Consider the following 16,485-nt stretch of genomic DNA (forward strand, 5'->3'; position numbering starts at 1 on the left):
GGCATCGATTTCCAGCCGATTAGAACAACAGTGCTCGTGGTTTACGGGTCGCGGAGGAGACATGCATGGCCGATACGATGGGCCACTCGGCGACAGCCAACCGAAACACCTCGGTGGTGATCAGCTTTTGTCTGCTGGCCATAGCGCCGCAGATTTTCGAATTCATCTGGTCGTTCGGGACGATCTTTGGCTGGGGCGCTGGACGCGGGCCGGCCGCCGTCGTCATCAGCCACGCGACTGCGCTGCTCGCGGGGGCGCCCGGCGCGTTGCTCGGGGCGGTCGGCGGTGACACCAAGAAGGCGTCATCCGATGTGCTGCTGGCGCTGATCTATTCCTATCCGATCTTTGCGGTGGCGATTCTCACGTTCTTCATGACGATCAGGTCCGCGCAGGACTATGTCGGCGGAATCGTGCTGATGGCGCTCGCCTTGTTCGCACTGTGGGCCTCTAGCGATTTGCAGGGGATGCGGGGCTTCTCCTTTGGCGCCGGCACGGCGCCGCGGATGTTTGGCGGGCTCCTCGTCGCACTTGGCGCCGGCATCGCGTTGACGGGGCTGCTGACCGACGGGCCCAGCATGGCGCACTATGCCTGGCGTGGGCCGCTCTTCGTGATGTTCTCGATCGTCTTCTTCGCGCTGGCGATTCGTCCGCTTGGGGTGGTGGTAACGGCGTTCGCAAGCTTCATGATCGCGGCGATGGGTACGCATGAGACACGCTGGGTCGAAGCGCTCATTGTCGGCGCCTGCCTGACGCTCGGCTGCGCGCTGCTCTTCCCCTACGTGCTAGGCCTGCCGATGCCGATGTTCCCGCGCTTCCTGGTTCAGTGAGGGTGTGATGTTCGATCTCTTCCACAATCTGGGCCTTGGTTTCGGTGTGGTGTTTCAGATCTCCTGGTGGTCACCCTGGTGGCTCTACGGTCTGTCGCTCCCGATCTCGATCAATATTCTCATGTGCCTGATTGGCGCATTGGTTGGCACACTGGTCGGCGTGCTGCCCGGTATCGGCACCGTCGCAACCGTGGCGATGCTCCTGCCGATCACGTTCGGATTGCCGCCGGTCGGCGCGCTGATCATGCTCGCCGGCATCTATTATGGTGCCCAGTACGGCGGCTCCACCACCTCGATCCTGGTCAATATTCCCGGTGAGGCGACGTCGGTCGTTACCGCCATCGACGGTCACCAGATGGCGAAGCAAGGCCGTGCCGGCCCGGCGCTGGCGATCGCGGCGATCGGCTCGTTCTTCGCCGGATGCGTTGCGACCGTGCTCATCGCCGTGCTCGGTGCGCCGCTGACCAAGCTCGCTCTGGCGTTCGGCCCGGCGGAATATTTCTCGCTGATGGTGCTCGGCCTGATCTTTGCGGTGGTGCTGGCCAAGGGCTCGGTCCTGAAAGCGATCGCGATGATCGTGTTCGGCCTGATGCTGTCGATGGTCGGCTCCGACATCGAGACCGGCGCCTCGCGCATGGCGTTCAACATTCCGGAGCTTGCCGACGGTCTCGGCTTTGCGACGGTGGCGATGGGCGTGTTCGGCTTCGCCGAGATCATCCGCAACCTCGACGCCGGCGCCGAGATGAACCGCGACCTCGTGCAGCAGAAGATCACCGGCCTGATGCCGACCAGGAAAGACCTGATCGACTCGGCGCCTGCGATCCTGCGCGGCACCGTGCTCGGATCGATCCTCGGTATCCTGCCGGGCGGCGGCGCGGTCATCGCGTCCTTTGCGTCCTACACGCTCGAGAAGAAGATCGCCAAGAACCCGTCGCGGTTCGGCCGCGGTGCGATCGAAGGCGTGGCGGCGCCGGAAAGCGCCAACAATGCCGCGGCGCAGACCTCCTTCATCCCGCTGCTGACACTCGGCATCCCGCCCAATGCCGTGATGGCGCTGATGGTGGGCGCGATGACCATCCACGGCATCGTGCCCGGTCCGCAGGTGATGCAGAAGCAGCCGGAGCTGGTTTGGGGCATGATCGCCTCGATGTGGATTGGCAATCTGATGCTGATCATCATCAACCTGCCGCTGGTCGGAATCTGGGTGCGGCTGTTGCGCGTCCCTTACCGGCTGATGTTCCCCTCGATCGTGATCTTCTGCGCGATCGGCATCTACTCGGTGAACAACGCGCCGGTCGACGTCATCCTGGCAGGCGTGTTCGGTCTGGTCGGCTACTGGCTGATCAAGCACGATTTCGAGCCGGCGCCGCTGCTGCTCGGCATGGTGCTCGGACCGCTGATGGAAGAGAACCTGCGCCGCGCGCTGCTGATCTCGCGCGGCGACTGGAGCGTGTTCCTGACGCGTCCGCTGTCGGCCGTGCTGCTCGGCATCGCCGCTTTCCTCCTGGTGCTCACGGTGCTGCCGGCGTTGCGTGCCAAGCGCGACGAGGTGTTCACCGAATCCGAAAACTAGGGGCGCCGCCAGCGTCGGCGCGCCGTGACCCGAACCCAAGCCGGCAAGTTGGCCAGCAGGATCAATCTGATAGACAAGGGGCGGGACGCTGAGTTCCGCCCCTTGTCGTTTGCACCGGGAGCGCTCACTTTTCCGGGTATAATGCGCATGGATGGCGAATCGCCGCTGTCGCAGCGCGGGGGCGGCCGCTAAGTTCGCCGCCTCCCCAAAGGCTCACGCACATGCACCAGTATCAGGACCTGCTCGAGCGGATTCTTTCAGACGGCGCCGAAAAGACCGACCGGACCGGCACCGGCACGCTGTCGGTGTTCGGCCATCAGATGCGCTTCAACCTGTCCGCCGGTTTTCCGATGCTGACCACAAAGCGCCTGCCGCTGAAGGCGATCGTGCACGAACTGTTGTGGTTCCTGAAAGGCGATACCAACATCAAATATCTGCGCGACAACGGCGTCACCATCTGGGACGAGTGGGCCGACGCCAACGGCGATCTTGGCCCCGTCTACGGCCACCAGTGGCGCTCCTGGCCCGCGCCGGACGGACGCAGCATCGATCAGATCGCGAATTTGATCGACATGATCAAGCGCAACCCGGACTCGCGCCGCCTGATCGTCTCGGCCTGGAATCCGGCCGAGGTCGACAAGATGGCGTTGCCGCCGTGCCACTGCCTGTTCCAGTTCTATGTCGCCAACGGCAAGCTGTCGTGCCAGCTCTATCAGCGTTCGGCCGACGTGTTCCTCGGCGTCCCCTTCAACATCGCCTCCTACGCACTGCTCACCATGATGGTGGCGCAGGTCACGGGCTTGAAGCCCGGCGACTTCGTGCATTCGTTCGGTGACACCCATCTCTATTCCAACCATCTGGAGCAGGCGAAGCTCCAGCTCACGCGCGCACCGCGCGCGCTGCCGGTGATGCGGATCAACCCCGACGTGAAGGACATCTTCTCCTTCCGTTACGAGGACTTCGAGCTCGTCGGCTACGATCCGCATCCGCACATCAAGGCCGCGGTCGCGGTCTGAAGTCGATGCAGCTCAACATCCGCCGTGTGCGTCCCGGTGAGGCCGGGCTGGTTCTCGCTTTCATCCGCGAGCTCGCCGAGTACGAAAAACTTTCGCACGAGGTCGAGGCGACCGAGGCTGACATCGCCGACGCACTGTTCGGCGAACGACCGCAACTCCATTGCGCTCTCGCCGAGTGGAACGGCGAGCCGGTCGGCTTCGCGGTGTGGTTTGCGAATTTTTCGACGTTCAGCGGCCGCCACGGCATCTATCTCGAAGATTTGTATGTGCGGCCATCGCATCGGGGCAGGGGCCTCGGCAAGGCTCTGCTCGTGCACCTCGCCAGGGAATGCGTCGAGAACGGCTGGTCGCGGCTGCAATGGGCGGTGCTTGACTGGAACGCGCCGTCGATCGCGTTCTACAAATCGCTCGGTGCCATCATGCTGGAGGACTGGACGCTGTGCCGCGTCACCGGTCCGGCGCTGACGCGGCTTGCCGGGAGCGCGACCTGATGGAGATCGTCTTCGTCGTCGCGATCGCGGAGAACGGCGTCATCGGGGCCGGCAACGCAATGCCGTGGCGAATGAAATCCGACATGGCGCGCTTCAAGGCGCTCACGATCGGCAAGCCCGTGATCATGGGCCGCAGGACCTTCGAATCCCTGCCCCGGCCGCTTCCCGGCCGCACCAACATCGTCGTCACGCGCGATGCGGATTATCGCGCCGCCGGCGCCATCGTGACGACATCGACTGCCGCCGCAGACGCCATCGCGCGCGGCGATGCCCTGCGGCGTTCGGTCGCCGAGATCGCCGTGATTGGCGGCGCCGAAATCTTTCGGCAATGGCTCGATCGCGCCGATCGCCTCGAGATCACCGAAGTGCATGCCCGGCCCGAAGGCGACACGCATTTCGACATCGACAGGGCAGAGTGGGATGAGGTTGAACGCATCCGTCATCCTGCCGGACCCCACGACAGCGCCGACTACTCCTATGTGACATATCGTCGGCGGGCAGGCCATTAACCGCATTTGCCAATGTTAACATTGACTTTTCTGCCCCCAAGCTTAGCTCGGAGGGCGGCGAGGGCTGCGTTGTAAGGGACCTGCCTGTCCCCTATAAAGCCGGACCGGACAAAGCGGGCGGGGGCAATTTCACCCTGCCGAGGAGAGCGTCGAATGCCGTGGAAGAATCAGGGCGGTGGCCCATGGGGCTCGGGTCCGAAGGGACCATGGGGCAACGGCCCGCAACCGGTCGGGCCAAGGCCGCCGGATCTGGAAGATCTTCTGCGGCGCGGCCAGGATCGCCTCCAGCAGATCATGCCGGGTGGCTATTTCTCCGGCATCGGCATCACGCTGATCGTGCTGCTCATCGTCGCGTTCTGGCTGCTGTCGGGCTTCTTCCGGGTGCAGTCCGAAGAGCTCGGCGTCGTGCTGCGCTTCGGCAAGCATGTCCGCACCGTGGAGCCCGGCCTGAACTACCATCTGCCCTATCCAATCGAGACCGTGCTGCTGCCAAAGGCCTTGCGCGTTTCCACCATCTCCATCGGCATGACGCTGATCGACGACCCGGCGCGGCGCGGCCGCTCCATTCGTGACGTGCCGGAAGAGAGCCTGATGCTGACCGGCGACGAGAACATCGTCGACGTCGACTTCACCGTGCTCTGGCGCATCAAGCCCAACGGCGTCGGCGATTTCCTCTTCAACATCCAGAATCCCGAAGGCACCGTGAAGGCGGTCGCCGAGAGCGCGATGCGCGAGGTGATCGGCCGCTCGCAGATCCAGCCGATCCTGACCGGCGCGCGCAACGTTACCGAACAAGGCGTGCAGGAACTAATCCAGAAGACCCTGGACAGCTACGGCGCCGGCATTCAGATCAGCCAGGTGCAGATGCAGAAGGTCGACCCGCCGGCGCAGGTGATCGACGCCTTCCGCGACGTCCAGGCGGCGCGCGCCAATCTCGAGCAGCTGCAGAACGAGGCGCAGACGTATGCCAACCAGGTCGTGCCGCAGGCACGCGGGCGTGCGGCGCAGATCATGCAGGCCGCCGAAGGCTACAGGGAGCAGACCGTCGCCGAGGCCAAGGGCCAGAGCTCGCGCTTCCTGAAGGTTTACGAGGAATACAAGAAGGCGCCCGACGTGACGCGTGAACGGATTTATCTGGAGACGATGGAGCGCGTGCTCGGCGGTTCGGAAAAGCTCATTTATGACGGCGGCCAGTCGGGCCAGGGCGTCGTGCCTTATCTGCCGCTCAGCGAGTTGACGGCCAAGCGGCCGCCTGCAACCGGCCAGCAGACGACCGGAGGCAACCGATGAGATCTCCGGTCACAGGTATCGTCACGCTGCTCGGCCTCCTGCTCGTCGTGATCGTGGGCTACATGTCCCTGTTCACGGTGGCGCAGACCGAGCAGACCATCGTGCTGCAGTTCGGCAAGCCCGTCGATGTCGTTACCGCTCCCGGCCTGCACTTCAAGGCGCCGTGGAATTCGGTGATCAACATCGACAAGCGCATCCTCGATCTGGAGAACCCGTCGCAGGAAGCGATCGCGTCCGACCAGAAGCGGCTCGTGGTCGACGCCTTCGCGCGTTACCGCATCAAGGACGCGCTCCGCTTCTATCAGAGCATCGGCTCGATCCAGGCCGCCAACATCCAGCTCACCACGCTCTTGAACGCTGCGCTGCGCCGCGTGCTCGGCGAGGTCACCTTCATCAACGTGGTCCGCGACGACCGCGAGAAGCTGATGCAGCGCATCCGCGATCAGCTCGACCACGAGGCCGACGGCTACGGCATCCAGGTCGTCGACGTCCGGATCCGCCGCGCCGATCTGCCGGAGCAGAACAGCCAGGCGGTCTATCAGCGCATGAAGACGGAACGCGAGCGCGAAGCCGCCGAGTTCCGCGCGCAGGGCGGCCAGAAGGCCCAGGAGATCCGCTCCAAGGCCGACCGCGAGGCGACCGTGATCGAGGCGGATGCAAGGTCGCTGGCCGAGCAGACGCGCGGCGTCGGCGATGCCGAGCGCAACCGTCTGTTCGCCGAAGCCTACGGCCAGGACGCGGATTTCTTCGCCTTCTACCGTTCGATGGCGGCCTATGAGACCGGGCTGCGCGCGAACGACACCCGCTTCCTGCTGCGCCCGGACTCGGATTTCTTCCGGTTCTTTGGTAACCCGTCCGGCAAGACGGCGACCACGACGCCAGCGAAGCCGTAAGTGAGACAAGGGCGGCAAGTCTGGCCGCCCTTCGTCCAGACAAGAACAGCACAACGGGAGGTTCCAATCCGATGAGGTCCATTGCGTTCGCCGACTTCCTCATCGGTTTGGGCATCCTGTTCGTGCTGGAAGGCTTGATGTTCGCGGCAAGTCCGGCCTGGATGCGCAAGGCCATGAAAAGCGCGATGGCCACGCCGGATAACGTCCTGCGGGCGGTCGGCATTGGTTCGGCCGTGGCCGGCCTGGTCCTGATCTGGGTTATGCGACGTCCAATTTAGCCGTCGCACCAACGCCAAAGTGAAGGCGAGGGACCGGTTTTCGCCTTATTATCCGGGTCTTGAGGCCCGTTAAGGTCCGCGCTTGCGCCGTCCCCCCGTTCGAGCGCAGTCTTGACGTCGAATCCTTGTTTCCTGGAGATCACAATGACCGCTGCCACCATTGCCCCGACCCGTTTGCGCTTAGGGCTGGCCGCGCTCGCCGTTGGCGCTTTCAGCGCACTCGGCACACCGGCCTATGCGCGCGGACCGGATGGCATCGCCGACGTCGCCGAGAAGGTGATTGACGCGGTCGTCAACATCTCGACCTCGCAGACCGTCGAAGCCAAGGGCGGGGGCGGCGGCAGCAATGCCATGCCGCAACTGCCGCCCGGTTCGCCCTTCGAGGAGTTCTTCGACGACTTCTTCAAGAACCGCAAGGGTCCCGGCGGCGGCAGCAAGGGCGGCGAGAACAGCCCGGCGCCGCGCAAGACCAACTCGCTCGGAAGTGGCTTCATCATCGACACGTCAGGCGTCGTCGTCACCAACAACCATGTCATCGCGGACGCCGATGAGATTAACGTCATTCTCAACGACGGGACCAAGATCAAGGCCGAACTGGTCGGAGTCGACAAGAAGACCGACCTTGCCGTGCTCAAGTTCAAGCCGTCGAAGCCGCTGGTGTCGGTGAAGTTCGGTGATTCCGACAAGCTGCGCCTCGGCGACTGGGTCGTCGCGATCGGCAATCCTTTCAGCCTCGGCGGCACCGTGACGGCCGGTATCGTTTCGGCGAAGAACCGTGACATCTCCTCAGGTCCCTACGACAGCTACATTCAGACCGACGCCTCCATCAACCGCGGAAATTCCGGCGGTCCGCTGTTCAACCTCGATGGCGACGTCATCGGCGTCAACACGCTGATCATCTCGCCGTCCGGCGGCTCGATCGGCATCGGCTTCGCCGTACCGTCGAAGACGGTGGCGGGTGTCGTCGACCAGCTCCGCCAGTTCGGCGAATTGCGCCGCGGCTGGCTTGGCGTGCGCATCCAGAGCGTCACCGACGAGATCGCCGAGAGCCTCAACATCAAGCCGCCGCGCGGCGCGCTGGTTGCCGGTGTCGACGACAAGGGCCCGGCCAAACCGGCCGGCATCGAGCCCGGCGACGTCGTCGTCAAGTTCGACGGCAAGGACGTCAAGGACCCGAAGGATCTGTCTCGCGTGGTCGCCGACACGGCGGTCGGCAAGGAGGTCGACGTCGTCATCATCCGCAAGAGCCAGGAGGAAACCAAGAAGGTCACGCTCGGCCGGTTGCAGGATGCCGACAAGGTGCAGGCCGCGGTGAAGACCGACGAGCCTCCGCCTGAAAAGACCGTGACACAGAAGGCGCTCGGCCTCGATCTCGCCGCGCTGAGCAAGGACCTGCGTGCGCGCTACAAGATCAAGGACAGCGTCAAGGGCGTGGTCGTCACCAATGTCGACGCCAATTCGGATGCCGCCGAGAAGCGCCTCTCGGCCGGCGACGTCATTGTCGAGGTGGCGCAGGAGGCCGTCTCCAGCGGCGCCGACATCCAGAAACGGGTCGACCAGCTCAAGAAGGACGGCAAGAAATCGGTGCTGCTGCTGGTGTCGAACGCCGACGGCGAGCTGCGTTTTGTCGCGCTGAGCGTGCAGTAAGAGCGCTCGCTTTCACCTCTCGTCATGGCCGGGCTTGACCCGGCCGTCCACGCCTTGCCATGCGGACGAGCGTAACGTGGATGCCCGGGACAAGCCCGGGCATGACGGCGGAGAGGAGGAGGCTACGCCTCCACGAACTCCTCGCGCCGATACCCCTGCGCGTACAGCAGCGCGGTGAGATCGCCATGATCGATCCGCGCCGCCGCAGCGGCGGCCACCGCGGGCTTGGCGTGATACGCCACGCCCAGCCCCGCCGCCTGGATCATCGCGAGATCATTGGCGCCGTCGCCGACCGCCAGCGAGTCGATGTCGTCGAGATCGAACGATTCCATCAGATCCACTAGCGTCGCGAGCTTTGCCGCGCGCCCCAAAATCGGCTCCTTCACCTCGCCAGTGAACTTGCCGTCGCGGACGACGAGCTCGTTGGCGCGGTTCTCCTGGAAACCGATCCTGGTGGCGACCGCGCTGGTGAAAAGCGTGAAGCCGCCGGAGACGAGGCAGGCATAGGCGCCATGGGCGCGCATGGTCGCGACCAGTTCGCGGCCACCCGGCGTCAGCGTAATGCGCTTGGCCAGCACCTCGTCGACGGCACTGGCGGGAAGGTCCTTGAGCAGCGCGACGCGCTCGCGCAGCGCCGGCTCGAACTCGATCTCGCCGCGCATCGCGCGCTCGGTGATGGCGGCCACATGGGCCTTCACCCCGACGAAATCGGCGAGCTCGTCGATGCATTCCTGACCGATCATGGTGGAATCCATGTCGGCGAGAAAAAGCTTCTTGCGCCGGAAGCCGACTGGCTGCACCACGATGTCGATGGGCAGGTCGCCGCGAAGCTCGCGGAGCCGCTGCTCGATGGCGTGACGGTCGCCTTCGAGGTTACTGTCGGCGCCGAATGGGATGTCGACTGCAACCCCGTCGAACAGCCAGTGCGCGGGAGCTGCCTGAGGCAGCACGGCGCGGGCGCCGTCGACGATGGTCGAGTCGAGCGCGGGATTATTCGGGTTGCAGATCAGCGTGGCAACGAGGGACATTTGAGGTTTTCGTGAGCGAGGGGCAAGTCGGCAGAAGGCATGTTGGCAAGGCGGTGCTTATCGCAGGCCCGACCGCCAGCGGCAAGTCGGCGCTGGCGCTCGAGCTTGCGCTCGCTGCGGGCGGGGTCGTGATCAATGCCGATTCCATGCAGGTCTACCGTGACCTCCGCATCATCACCGCGCGCCCCACCCTTGGCGACGAGGCGCAGGTGCCTCATCGCCTGTACGGCCATGTCGATGCGGCCGTGAATTTTTCAGCCGGTGCCTGGGTGGGCGACGCGGCCAAGGCGCTCGAAGCGGCGAAAGCCGAAGGGCGCCTGCCGATCTTCATCGGCGGCACCGGGCTCTATTTCAAGGCGCTCACGGCGGCCCTTTCCGTGGTGCCACCGATCCCTCTCGAGGTGCGCGAGGACGTCCGGGCGCGGCTGGAGCGGAACGGCGTCGAAGCGCTGCACGACGAACTCGCAGCCTCCGATCCGCGGGCGGCCGAGCGCTTGAACCGTCGCGATCGCACGCGCATTGCGCGCGCGCTCGAAGTGGTCGAAGCCACCGGCCGTTCGCTGCTGGACTGGCATCATGAGGGCCAGCCGCCGCTCTTGCCCAAGGACAGTTTTCGGGCGGTGTTCCTCGCGCCCGAGCGCGACGAGCTCTATGCGCGCATCGACGCCCGCTTCGACGCCATGTTGGGTGCCGGCGCGCTAGAGGAGGCGGTGCGTCTCGCCGCCCGAAACCTCGATCCGCTGCTGCCGGCGATGAAGGCTCATGGCGTGCCGGCGCTAATCCGGCATCTGCGCGGTGAGCTCAGCCTGGAGCAGGCGGCGACCATCGGCCGCGCCGACACCCGCCACTACGCTAAGCGGCAGTTCACCTGGTTCCGGCACCAATTGCCCGAATTCGAGTGGGTGAAGCCGGGGGAGATTCGGGGCTGGCTGGCGGCGATCGTGAACGCGGCGCGGGACCAAGGCTGACACGCTTTTGTGCCTCGGCTCCCGAATTTACCTCTCGCCCAACCCCGGGAACACCGCTACACTGCCAAAATCGCGCGGGAACGGCCGCATTGCCTTGACATCGGGGCGCTGGCCGCTATGTTTCGCGCAACCTTTGGGAAGCCGGGCACCTGCCATGCGTAACATTATTACCAAACTCCTTATCGCCGTCGTACCCAGGCACACCGCCGGGGGTGGCTAGCTGCCATCCACATGACAGGCGGTGTGCATGGGCCCTCTTCGGGGCCTTTTTTATTTCCGAAAACCCGACACGAACGAAGCCGCTGACAACAGCGCATCCGGAGCAAGCCAATGAGCGACAAGAGCCACGATCCGAACCAGATGACCGGCGCCGCGATGATCGTCCGCGCGCTCATCGATCATGGCGTGACCGACATTTTCGGCTACCCCGGCGGCGCGGTGCTCCCGATCTACGACGAGATCTTCCAGCAGAGCGAGGTCCAGCACATCCTGGTCCGCCACGAGCAGGGTGCGGGTCACGCCGCCGAGGGCTATGCGCGTTCGACCGGCCGGCCCGGCGTTGCCCTGGTGACCTCCGGTCCCGGCGCCACCAACATGGTGACGCCGCTCACCGACGCGCTGATGGACTCGATCCCGCTGGTCTGCATCTCCGGCCAGGTGCCGACGCATCTGATCGGCAACGACGCGTTCCAGGAATGCGACACCGTCGGCATCACGCGCCCCTGCACCAAGCACAATTGGCTGGTGCGCGACGTCAACGATCTCGCAAAGGTGCTGCACGAGGCGTTTTACGTTGCGACTACGGGTCGACCGGGCCCGGTGCTCGTCGACGTGCCCAAGGACGTGCAGTTCGCGACCGGCACCTATCATCCGCCGCGCAAATCCGACGTGCATCGCTCCTACGCGCCGCGGGTGAAGGGCGATGCGACGCAGATCCGCAAGGCCGTGGCGCTGCTCTCAGGCGCCAAGCGCCCCGTAATCTACAGCGGCGGCGGCGTGATCAATTCCGGCCCTGAAGCCACCAGGCTGCTGCGGGAGCTGGTCGAGGTCACCGGCTTTCCGATCACCTCCACGCTGATGGGCCTCGGCGCATATCCCGCCTCGGGCAAGAGCTGGCTCGGCATGCTCGGCATGCACGGCACCTACGAAGCCAACATGACCATGCATGATTGCGACGTCATGCTGTGCGTCGGTGCGCGCTTCGACGACCGCATCACCGGCCGCGTCGATGCGTTCTCGCCGGGCTCGAAGAAGATCCACATCGACATCGACCCGTCCTCGATCAACAAGAACATCCGCGTCGACGTGCCGATCATCGGCGACTGCGGCAACATTCTCGGCGACATTCTCCAGGTGTTCAAGGCGGAGGCGAAGAAGCCCGACATCAAGGCCTGGTGGCAGCAGATCGCGCAGTGGCGCGCCCGCAACTCGCTCTATTTCAGGAAGAGCAACGACGTCATCCTGCCGCAGCATGCGATCCAGAGCCTGTTCGAGGCGACGCGTGGCAAGGACACCTACATCACCACCGAGGTTGGCCAGCATCAGATGTGGGCCGCGCAGTTCTACGGCTTCGAGGAGCCGCATCGCTGGATGACCTCGGGCGGTCTCGGCACCATGGGCTACGGCCTGCCGGCCGCGGTTGGCGTGCAGGTTGCCCATCCCGACAGCCTCGTCATCGACATCGCGGGTGATGCCTCGGTGCAGATGACGATGCAGGAGATGTCGACGGCTGTGCAGTACGAGCTGCCGATCAAGATCTTCATTCTGAACAACCAGTACATGGGCATGGTGCGGCAGTGGCAGCAGCTGCTCCATGGCAACCGCCTGTCGCATTCCTATTCGGAGGCGATGCCGGACTTCGTCAAGCTCGCGGAAGCCTACGGCGGCGTCGGCCTCCAGGTGCACAAGCCCGGTGATCTCGACGGAGCCATCCAGGAGATGATCTCGGTCAAGCGCCCGGTGCTGTTCGACTGCCGCGTCGCGTCGCTGGAAAACTGTTTCCCGATGATCCCCTCCGGCAAGGCGCACAACGAGATGCTGTTGCCGGAGCAGGCCAACGACGAAGCCACCGCGAAGGCGTTCGCCGGCGGTAAGGCGCTGGTGTGAGCGTGATGTTCGACCTGAACGAGCTCGAACGCGCACATGCGATCGTGGGGCAGGCGGTGCCGGCAACGCCGGCGCACGCCTGGCCGCTGCTCGCCGAGCGGCTCGGCACGCAGGTCGTGGTCAAGCACGAGAATCACACGCCGACGGGCGCCTTCAAGGTGCGCGGCGGGTTGGTCTATCTCGATCGGCTGAAGCGCGAACGGCCGAACATTCCGGGCATCATCTCGGCGACGCGCGGCAATCATGGCCAGAGCCTCGCCTTTGCGGCGAGCCGCCATGGCGTAACTGCCGTGATCTATGTGCCGCGCGGCAATTCGGTCGAGAAGAACCGCGCGATGAAGGCGTTCGGCGCCGAACTCGTTGAGCACGGCGAGGACTTTCAGGCCGCACGCGAGGAAGCCGGACGCCACGCGCAGTTCGCCGGGCTGCACATGGTGCCGTCGTTCCATACGGACCTGGTGCTGGGCGTGGCGACCTATGCGCTCGAATTGTTCCGGGCCGCGCCCGATCTCGACATCCTCTATGTGCCGATCGGGCAAGGCTCGGGGATCTGCGGCTGTATCATGGCGCGCGATCTGCTCGGCCTGAAGACCGAGATCGTGGGCGTGCAGTCGACCGAGGCGCCGTCCTACGCGCTGTCGTTCGCGGCGGGTCAGGTGGTGACCACCGAGACCAGCAACACGCTCGCGGACGGCATGGCGACGCGGATTCCCGATCCGGAAGCGCTCGCGGTCATCCTCAAGGGCGCCTCGCGTATCGTCCAGGTGACGGACGATGAAATCGCGCTCGCGATCCATGCGCTCTGGACCGACACGCACAACCTCGCCGAAGGCGCTGGCGCCGCCGCGCTCTCCGCGGCGCTTCAGGAAAAGACAACATTGTCGGGCAAGCGCGTCGGTCTCGTGCTGTCCGGCGGCAATATCGATTTCGATCTGTTCCGCGGTTGGGTCGGGACGGATGCGCCGGTCGCTCATCGGGCGACGGCGTAACGACGAGAATGAAGGGGACGACAATGAACCAGCCCGCATCCGCCTATTTCATCGAGGAGCGCCACGACCCGAACGAGACGCACACGCTTTCGGTGCTCGTGCAGAACGAGCCCGGCGTGCTCGCGCGCGTCATCGGCCTGTTCTCGGGGCGCGGCTACAATATCGAGAGCCTCACGGTCTCGGAGACCGAGAGCCAGAAGCATCTCTCGCGCATCACCATCGTCACCACGGGTACGCCCATGGTGATCGAGCAGATCAAGCATCAGCTCGACCGCATGATCCCGGTCTATCGCGTCGTCGACATGACGCTGACCAAGCGCTCGATCGAGCGCGAGCTGGCGATGGTCAAGGTGCGCGGGCAGGGCGAGCATCGCGTCGAGGCGCTGCGGCTGGCGGACGCGTTCCGCGCCCGCGTGATCGACGCCACCACCGAGAGCTTTGTGTTCGAGATCACAGGCAATACAGATAAGATCAATCAGTTTATCGACCTGATGCGTCCGCTTGGCCTCGTCGAAGTGTCGCGCACCGGTGTTGCCGCGATTGGTCGCGGGCCTGAAGGAATGTGAGCCATGCTGGCGCGCGACTGGTATTACAACGAGCGGAACCGGATAGGGATCGGGCCTGCAGTGGCCTCGATCTACGACAGTCATGACGATGCCGATCTACGGGCGCGCGCCGCGCTGAAAATGCTCGGCGTCCAGCGCGGCTGGCGCATTGCCGATATCGGTTGCGGCAACGGCGTGCTCGCGACCGAGGCGGCGCTGATGGGCGCCGAGGTCGATGCCATCGACATCTCGCCCGCGATGCTGGCGCTCGCCGAGATCTACGCGCGCGAGCGCAAGGCGCCCGTGCGCACGCAGTCCGCCGGCCTGCTCAGCTTCGCCTACCGGCCGGAATCCTATGACCTGATCGTCAGCGAGTTCACGCTGCACCATCTGCCGGATTTCTGGAAGGCGGTAGCCATGTCGCGGATCTATCGCGCGCTCAAGCCCGGTGCCACTTTCTATTTGCGCGACATCGTCTACGCCTCGATGCCCGATGCGCTCGAGCGCGACGTTGACCAATGGGCCGACTTTGAGATCAAGAACCACGATGTCCCGCGTGAAAGCGTCGTCACCCACATGCGCGACGAGTATTCCACTTTCGGCTGGGTCATGGAGCGGATGCTGACCGACGTCGGCTTCACGCTGGTCTCGGCCGATTACCACGCCCCGATGCACGGCACCTATCTGCTGCGGAAACCCAATTCCTCCACGTAACGGCCGGCGAGCAAGGCTCGACCAGAACAACAAACAGGGCTGCACGACAGGGCAGAACCGGGAACGACAATGAAGCCGGCCGACATCCTCATCGCCATCCTGGTGGCGGTCATCTGGGGGCTTGCCTTCGTGGCAAGCCGGATCGCGCTCGACGAATTTTCGCCGGAGCTGATGACGGCGATGCGCTTCACCATTGCCGCGGTGCCGTGCCTATTCATCCGCAAGCCCAAAGTCGCCTGGTCGCTCCTGATCGCGATCAGCTTCACGCTCTTTCTCGGCCAATTTCTGAGCCAGGCCTATGGCATCGCCCATGGCGTGCCGGTGGGGCTGACCAGCGTCGTCGTGCAGAGCCAGGCGCTGTTCACGATCGGCTTTGCCGCGATCGCATTCGGTGAGCGGCCGACGCCGGTGCAGACGCTGGGCATCGTCATCGCAGCCATCGGCCTTTTGATGATCTGCGGCACGGTCGGCTATGATTTCAGCGTCGGTGCCTTCGCCGTGCTGATGATCGCGCCGGTCAGCTTTGCGGTCGGCAATGTCCTGCTGCGCGGCGCCCGCGGCGTGCCGATGTTCGATCTGTTCGCCTGGTTGTGCCTCGCCACCGCGGTGCCGCTGTTCGCGCTCACGCTGGTGGTCAACGGACCGACGCCGACCTGGCAGTCGCTGGTCCACATGTCGCTCACCGGCCTCATTTGCCTGCTGTTGATCGGCGCCATCTCCACCAGCATCGCCTATTGGCTGTGGGGCCGGCTGCTGCGTGACTATCCCACCGCGCAAGTGGTGCCGTTCGCGCTGCTGGTGCCGTTCGTCGGCTCGGCTGCGTCCAGCATCGTGTTCGGCGAGCGGTTCGGCCCGCTGCGTCTCGCCGGCATGCTCACCGTGATCGGCGGTATCGCGGTGATGGTGCTCGCGAAGCGTCCGCAGGTCCTGCCGAAGACCGCTTGAGGTGACTATGGCCTATTCGCTCTTCTATGCCTTCCTCGCCTTTATGGTCGTGATGTATTTCACGCCCGGGCCGAACAACATCATGCTGCTGGCCTCGGGCCTGACCTACGGCTTTCGGCGCACCATCCCCCACATCGCCGGTATCGTCATCGGCTTTGCTTTCATGATCGCCGCCGTGGGTCTCGGGCTCGGTACAGTGTTTCTGGCCTATCCGATCCTTCAGACCATCCTGAAATACGCCGGCGCGGTCTATCTGATTTACCTTGCCGCCGTGATTGCTTTGTCCGGCCCGACCACGCCGGACGGCGAGACCGGCCGCGGCCCGATGACCTTCTGGGGCGCGGCGATGTTCCAGTGGATCAACGCCAAGGGCTGGGTGATCGTGATCGGCACAATCACCGCCTACGCGGCGATTGCCCAATTCCCCATCAATATTGCGATCCAGACCCTGGTCAGCCTACTCGTCGGCGCGGTCTCGACCGTGGTCTGGGTCCTGTTCGGCACTGCACTACGGCCGGTGTTGACCTCCGAGCGGCTGGTCCGCGCCTTCAACATCCTGATGGCGATCCTGCTGCTGGCGTCTCTCTACCCCGTCGTTATGGATGCATGATGCCTCAGCTTTCCATGCAGAAACGGGTTTCCCAGGGGGCCGAAAATGCTCTAGAC

General features: G+C 64.6%; 17 protein-coding genes. 16 read left to right on the plus strand and 1 reads right to left on the minus strand.

Annotated elements, in window-relative coordinates:
* The first annotated feature begins 65 nt into the window (after positions 1 to 65).
* From AC0L3B_RS21415 to AC0L3B_RS21455, 9 genes are all read left to right on the plus strand, one after another.
* The gene (locus tag AC0L3B_RS21415) at positions 66 to 827 is read left to right on the plus strand and encodes a tripartite tricarboxylate transporter TctB family protein (RefSeq protein ID WP_018454332.1); all 762 of its coding nucleotides are present in this window, start codon (positions 66 to 68) and stop codon (positions 825 to 827) included.
* 7 nt (positions 828 to 834) lie between these two features.
* Entirely contained in the window at positions 835 to 2,400 is a 1,566-nt protein-coding gene (locus AC0L3B_RS21420) for a tripartite tricarboxylate transporter permease (RefSeq protein ID WP_018454333.1), read from the plus strand.
* Between the two features lie 221 nt (positions 2,401 to 2,621).
* A complete protein-coding gene (locus AC0L3B_RS21425; RefSeq protein WP_473380997.1) occupies positions 2,622 to 3,416 on the plus strand; it encodes a thymidylate synthase in 795 nt (264 codons plus the stop codon).
* A 5-nt stretch (positions 3,417 to 3,421) separates the two neighbouring features.
* Positions 3,422 to 3,907, plus strand: a complete 486-nt coding sequence (locus AC0L3B_RS21430; protein ID WP_018454334.1) for a GNAT family N-acetyltransferase — start codon at positions 3,422 to 3,424, stop codon at positions 3,905 to 3,907.
* On the plus strand, positions 3,907 to 4,416 hold the full coding sequence (locus tag AC0L3B_RS21435; RefSeq protein WP_018454335.1) for a dihydrofolate reductase: 510 nt from the start codon (positions 3,907 to 3,909) through the stop codon (positions 4,414 to 4,416). The genes AC0L3B_RS21430 and AC0L3B_RS21435 overlap by 1 nt, the downstream gene beginning before the upstream one ends.
* A gap of 153 nt (positions 4,417 to 4,569) precedes the next feature.
* A complete protein-coding gene (gene hflK / locus AC0L3B_RS21440) occupies positions 4,570 to 5,706 on the plus strand; it encodes an FtsH protease activity modulator HflK (RefSeq protein ID WP_007600977.1) in 1,137 nt (378 codons plus the stop codon).
* Complete coding sequence (gene hflC, locus AC0L3B_RS21445) at positions 5,703 to 6,599, plus strand: protease modulator HflC (RefSeq protein ID WP_018454336.1); 897 nt, start codon at positions 5,703 to 5,705, stop codon at positions 6,597 to 6,599. The genes hflK and hflC overlap by 4 nt, the downstream gene beginning before the upstream one ends.
* A 71-nt stretch (positions 6,600 to 6,670) precedes the next feature.
* The gene (locus AC0L3B_RS21450) at positions 6,671 to 6,877 is read left to right on the plus strand and encodes a DUF2065 domain-containing protein (RefSeq protein ID WP_018454337.1); all 207 of its coding nucleotides are present in this window, start codon (positions 6,671 to 6,673) and stop codon (positions 6,875 to 6,877) included.
* Positions 6,878 to 7,021: 144 nt separating this feature from the next.
* A complete protein-coding gene (locus AC0L3B_RS21455) occupies positions 7,022 to 8,524 on the plus strand; it encodes a Do family serine endopeptidase (protein WP_018454338.1) in 1,503 nt (500 codons plus the stop codon).
* 122 nt (positions 8,525 to 8,646) lie between these two features.
* Here AC0L3B_RS21455 and serB read toward each other — a convergent pair whose 3' ends face one another.
* Positions 8,647 to 9,552: a phosphoserine phosphatase SerB gene (gene serB, locus AC0L3B_RS21460; protein ID WP_018454339.1), complete on the minus strand. Its 906-nt coding sequence runs from the start codon at positions 9,550 to 9,552 to the stop codon at positions 8,647 to 8,649.
* An 11-nt stretch (positions 9,553 to 9,563) separates the two neighbouring features.
* Here serB and miaA point away from each other — a divergent pair, with 11 nt between their 5' ends.
* The 7 genes from miaA (at position 9,564) to AC0L3B_RS21495 (ending at position 16,429) form a co-directional block, all read left to right on the plus strand.
* Positions 9,564 to 10,520 (plus strand): tRNA (adenosine(37)-N6)-dimethylallyltransferase MiaA, encoded by a 957-nt coding sequence (gene miaA, locus AC0L3B_RS21465; protein WP_473380998.1) that lies wholly within the window; start codon positions 9,564 to 9,566, stop codon positions 10,518 to 10,520.
* Positions 10,521 to 10,850: 330 nt separating this feature from the next.
* Positions 10,851 to 12,626, plus strand: coding sequence for an acetolactate synthase 3 large subunit (locus AC0L3B_RS21470; protein WP_368507270.1), 1,776 nt, complete (start codon positions 10,851 to 10,853; stop codon positions 12,624 to 12,626).
* A gap of 5 nt (positions 12,627 to 12,631) precedes the next feature.
* A complete protein-coding gene (locus tag AC0L3B_RS21475; protein WP_085350263.1) occupies positions 12,632 to 13,615 on the plus strand; it encodes a threonine dehydratase in 984 nt (327 codons plus the stop codon).
* 23 nt (positions 13,616 to 13,638) lie between these two features.
* Positions 13,639 to 14,181 carry an acetolactate synthase small subunit gene (gene ilvN / locus AC0L3B_RS21480; protein WP_007613340.1) on the plus strand — a complete coding sequence of 181 codons (543 nt, stop codon included), beginning with the start codon at positions 13,639 to 13,641 and terminating at the stop codon, positions 14,179 to 14,181.
* A 3-nt stretch (positions 14,182 to 14,184) separates the two neighbouring features.
* Positions 14,185 to 14,874: a class I SAM-dependent methyltransferase gene (locus AC0L3B_RS21485; RefSeq protein ID WP_085385120.1), complete on the plus strand. Its 690-nt coding sequence runs from the start codon at positions 14,185 to 14,187 to the stop codon at positions 14,872 to 14,874.
* A 69-nt stretch (positions 14,875 to 14,943) separates the two neighbouring features.
* Positions 14,944 to 15,819, plus strand: a complete 876-nt coding sequence (locus tag AC0L3B_RS21490; RefSeq protein WP_473380999.1) for an EamA family transporter — start codon at positions 14,944 to 14,946, stop codon at positions 15,817 to 15,819.
* Between the two features lie 7 nt (positions 15,820 to 15,826).
* Positions 15,827 to 16,429, plus strand: coding sequence for a LysE family translocator (locus tag AC0L3B_RS21495; protein WP_085385122.1), 603 nt, complete (start codon positions 15,827 to 15,829; stop codon positions 16,427 to 16,429).
* Positions 16,430 to 16,485 lie beyond the last annotated feature (56 nt).

This window comes from Bradyrhizobium sp. Kon56 (assembly GCF_055807635.1).

Bases quoted from the DNA above. Each gene is read 5' to 3' on its own strand.
- ilvN (WP_007613340.1), top strand. From the start codon at position 13,639: ATGAACCAGCCCGCATCCGCCTATTTCATCGAGGAGCGCCACGACCCG.
- serB (WP_018454339.1), bottom strand. From the start codon at position 9,552: ATGTCCCTCGTTGCCACGCTGATCTGCAACCCGAATAATCCCGCGCTC.
- AC0L3B_RS21485 (WP_085385120.1), top strand. From the start codon at position 14,185: ATGCTGGCGCGCGACTGGTATTACAACGAGCGGAACCGGATAGGGATC.
- hflK (WP_007600977.1), top strand. From the start codon at position 4,570: ATGCCGTGGAAGAATCAGGGCGGTGGCCCATGGGGCTCGGGTCCGAAG.
- AC0L3B_RS21425 (WP_473380997.1), top strand. From the start codon at position 2,622: ATGCACCAGTATCAGGACCTGCTCGAGCGGATTCTTTCAGACGGCGCC.
- AC0L3B_RS21475 (WP_085350263.1), top strand. From the start codon at position 12,632: ATGTTCGACCTGAACGAGCTCGAACGCGCACATGCGATCGTGGGGCAG.
- AC0L3B_RS21415 (WP_018454332.1), top strand. From the start codon at position 66: ATGGCCGATACGATGGGCCACTCGGCGACAGCCAACCGAAACACCTCG.
- AC0L3B_RS21450 (WP_018454337.1), top strand. From the start codon at position 6,671: ATGAGGTCCATTGCGTTCGCCGACTTCCTCATCGGTTTGGGCATCCTG.
- AC0L3B_RS21420 (WP_018454333.1), top strand. From the start codon at position 835: ATGTTCGATCTCTTCCACAATCTGGGCCTTGGTTTCGGTGTGGTGTTT.
- AC0L3B_RS21430 (WP_018454334.1), top strand. From the start codon at position 3,422: ATGCAGCTCAACATCCGCCGTGTGCGTCCCGGTGAGGCCGGGCTGGTT.
- AC0L3B_RS21495 (WP_085385122.1), top strand. From the start codon at position 15,827: ATGGCCTATTCGCTCTTCTATGCCTTCCTCGCCTTTATGGTCGTGATG.
- AC0L3B_RS21455 (WP_018454338.1), top strand. From the start codon at position 7,022: ATGACCGCTGCCACCATTGCCCCGACCCGTTTGCGCTTAGGGCTGGCC.
- AC0L3B_RS21490 (WP_473380999.1), top strand. From the start codon at position 14,944: ATGAAGCCGGCCGACATCCTCATCGCCATCCTGGTGGCGGTCATCTGG.
- hflC (WP_018454336.1), top strand. From the start codon at position 5,703: ATGAGATCTCCGGTCACAGGTATCGTCACGCTGCTCGGCCTCCTGCTC.
- AC0L3B_RS21470 (WP_368507270.1), top strand. From the start codon at position 10,851: ATGAGCGACAAGAGCCACGATCCGAACCAGATGACCGGCGCCGCGATG.
- AC0L3B_RS21435 (WP_018454335.1), top strand. From the start codon at position 3,907: ATGGAGATCGTCTTCGTCGTCGCGATCGCGGAGAACGGCGTCATCGGG.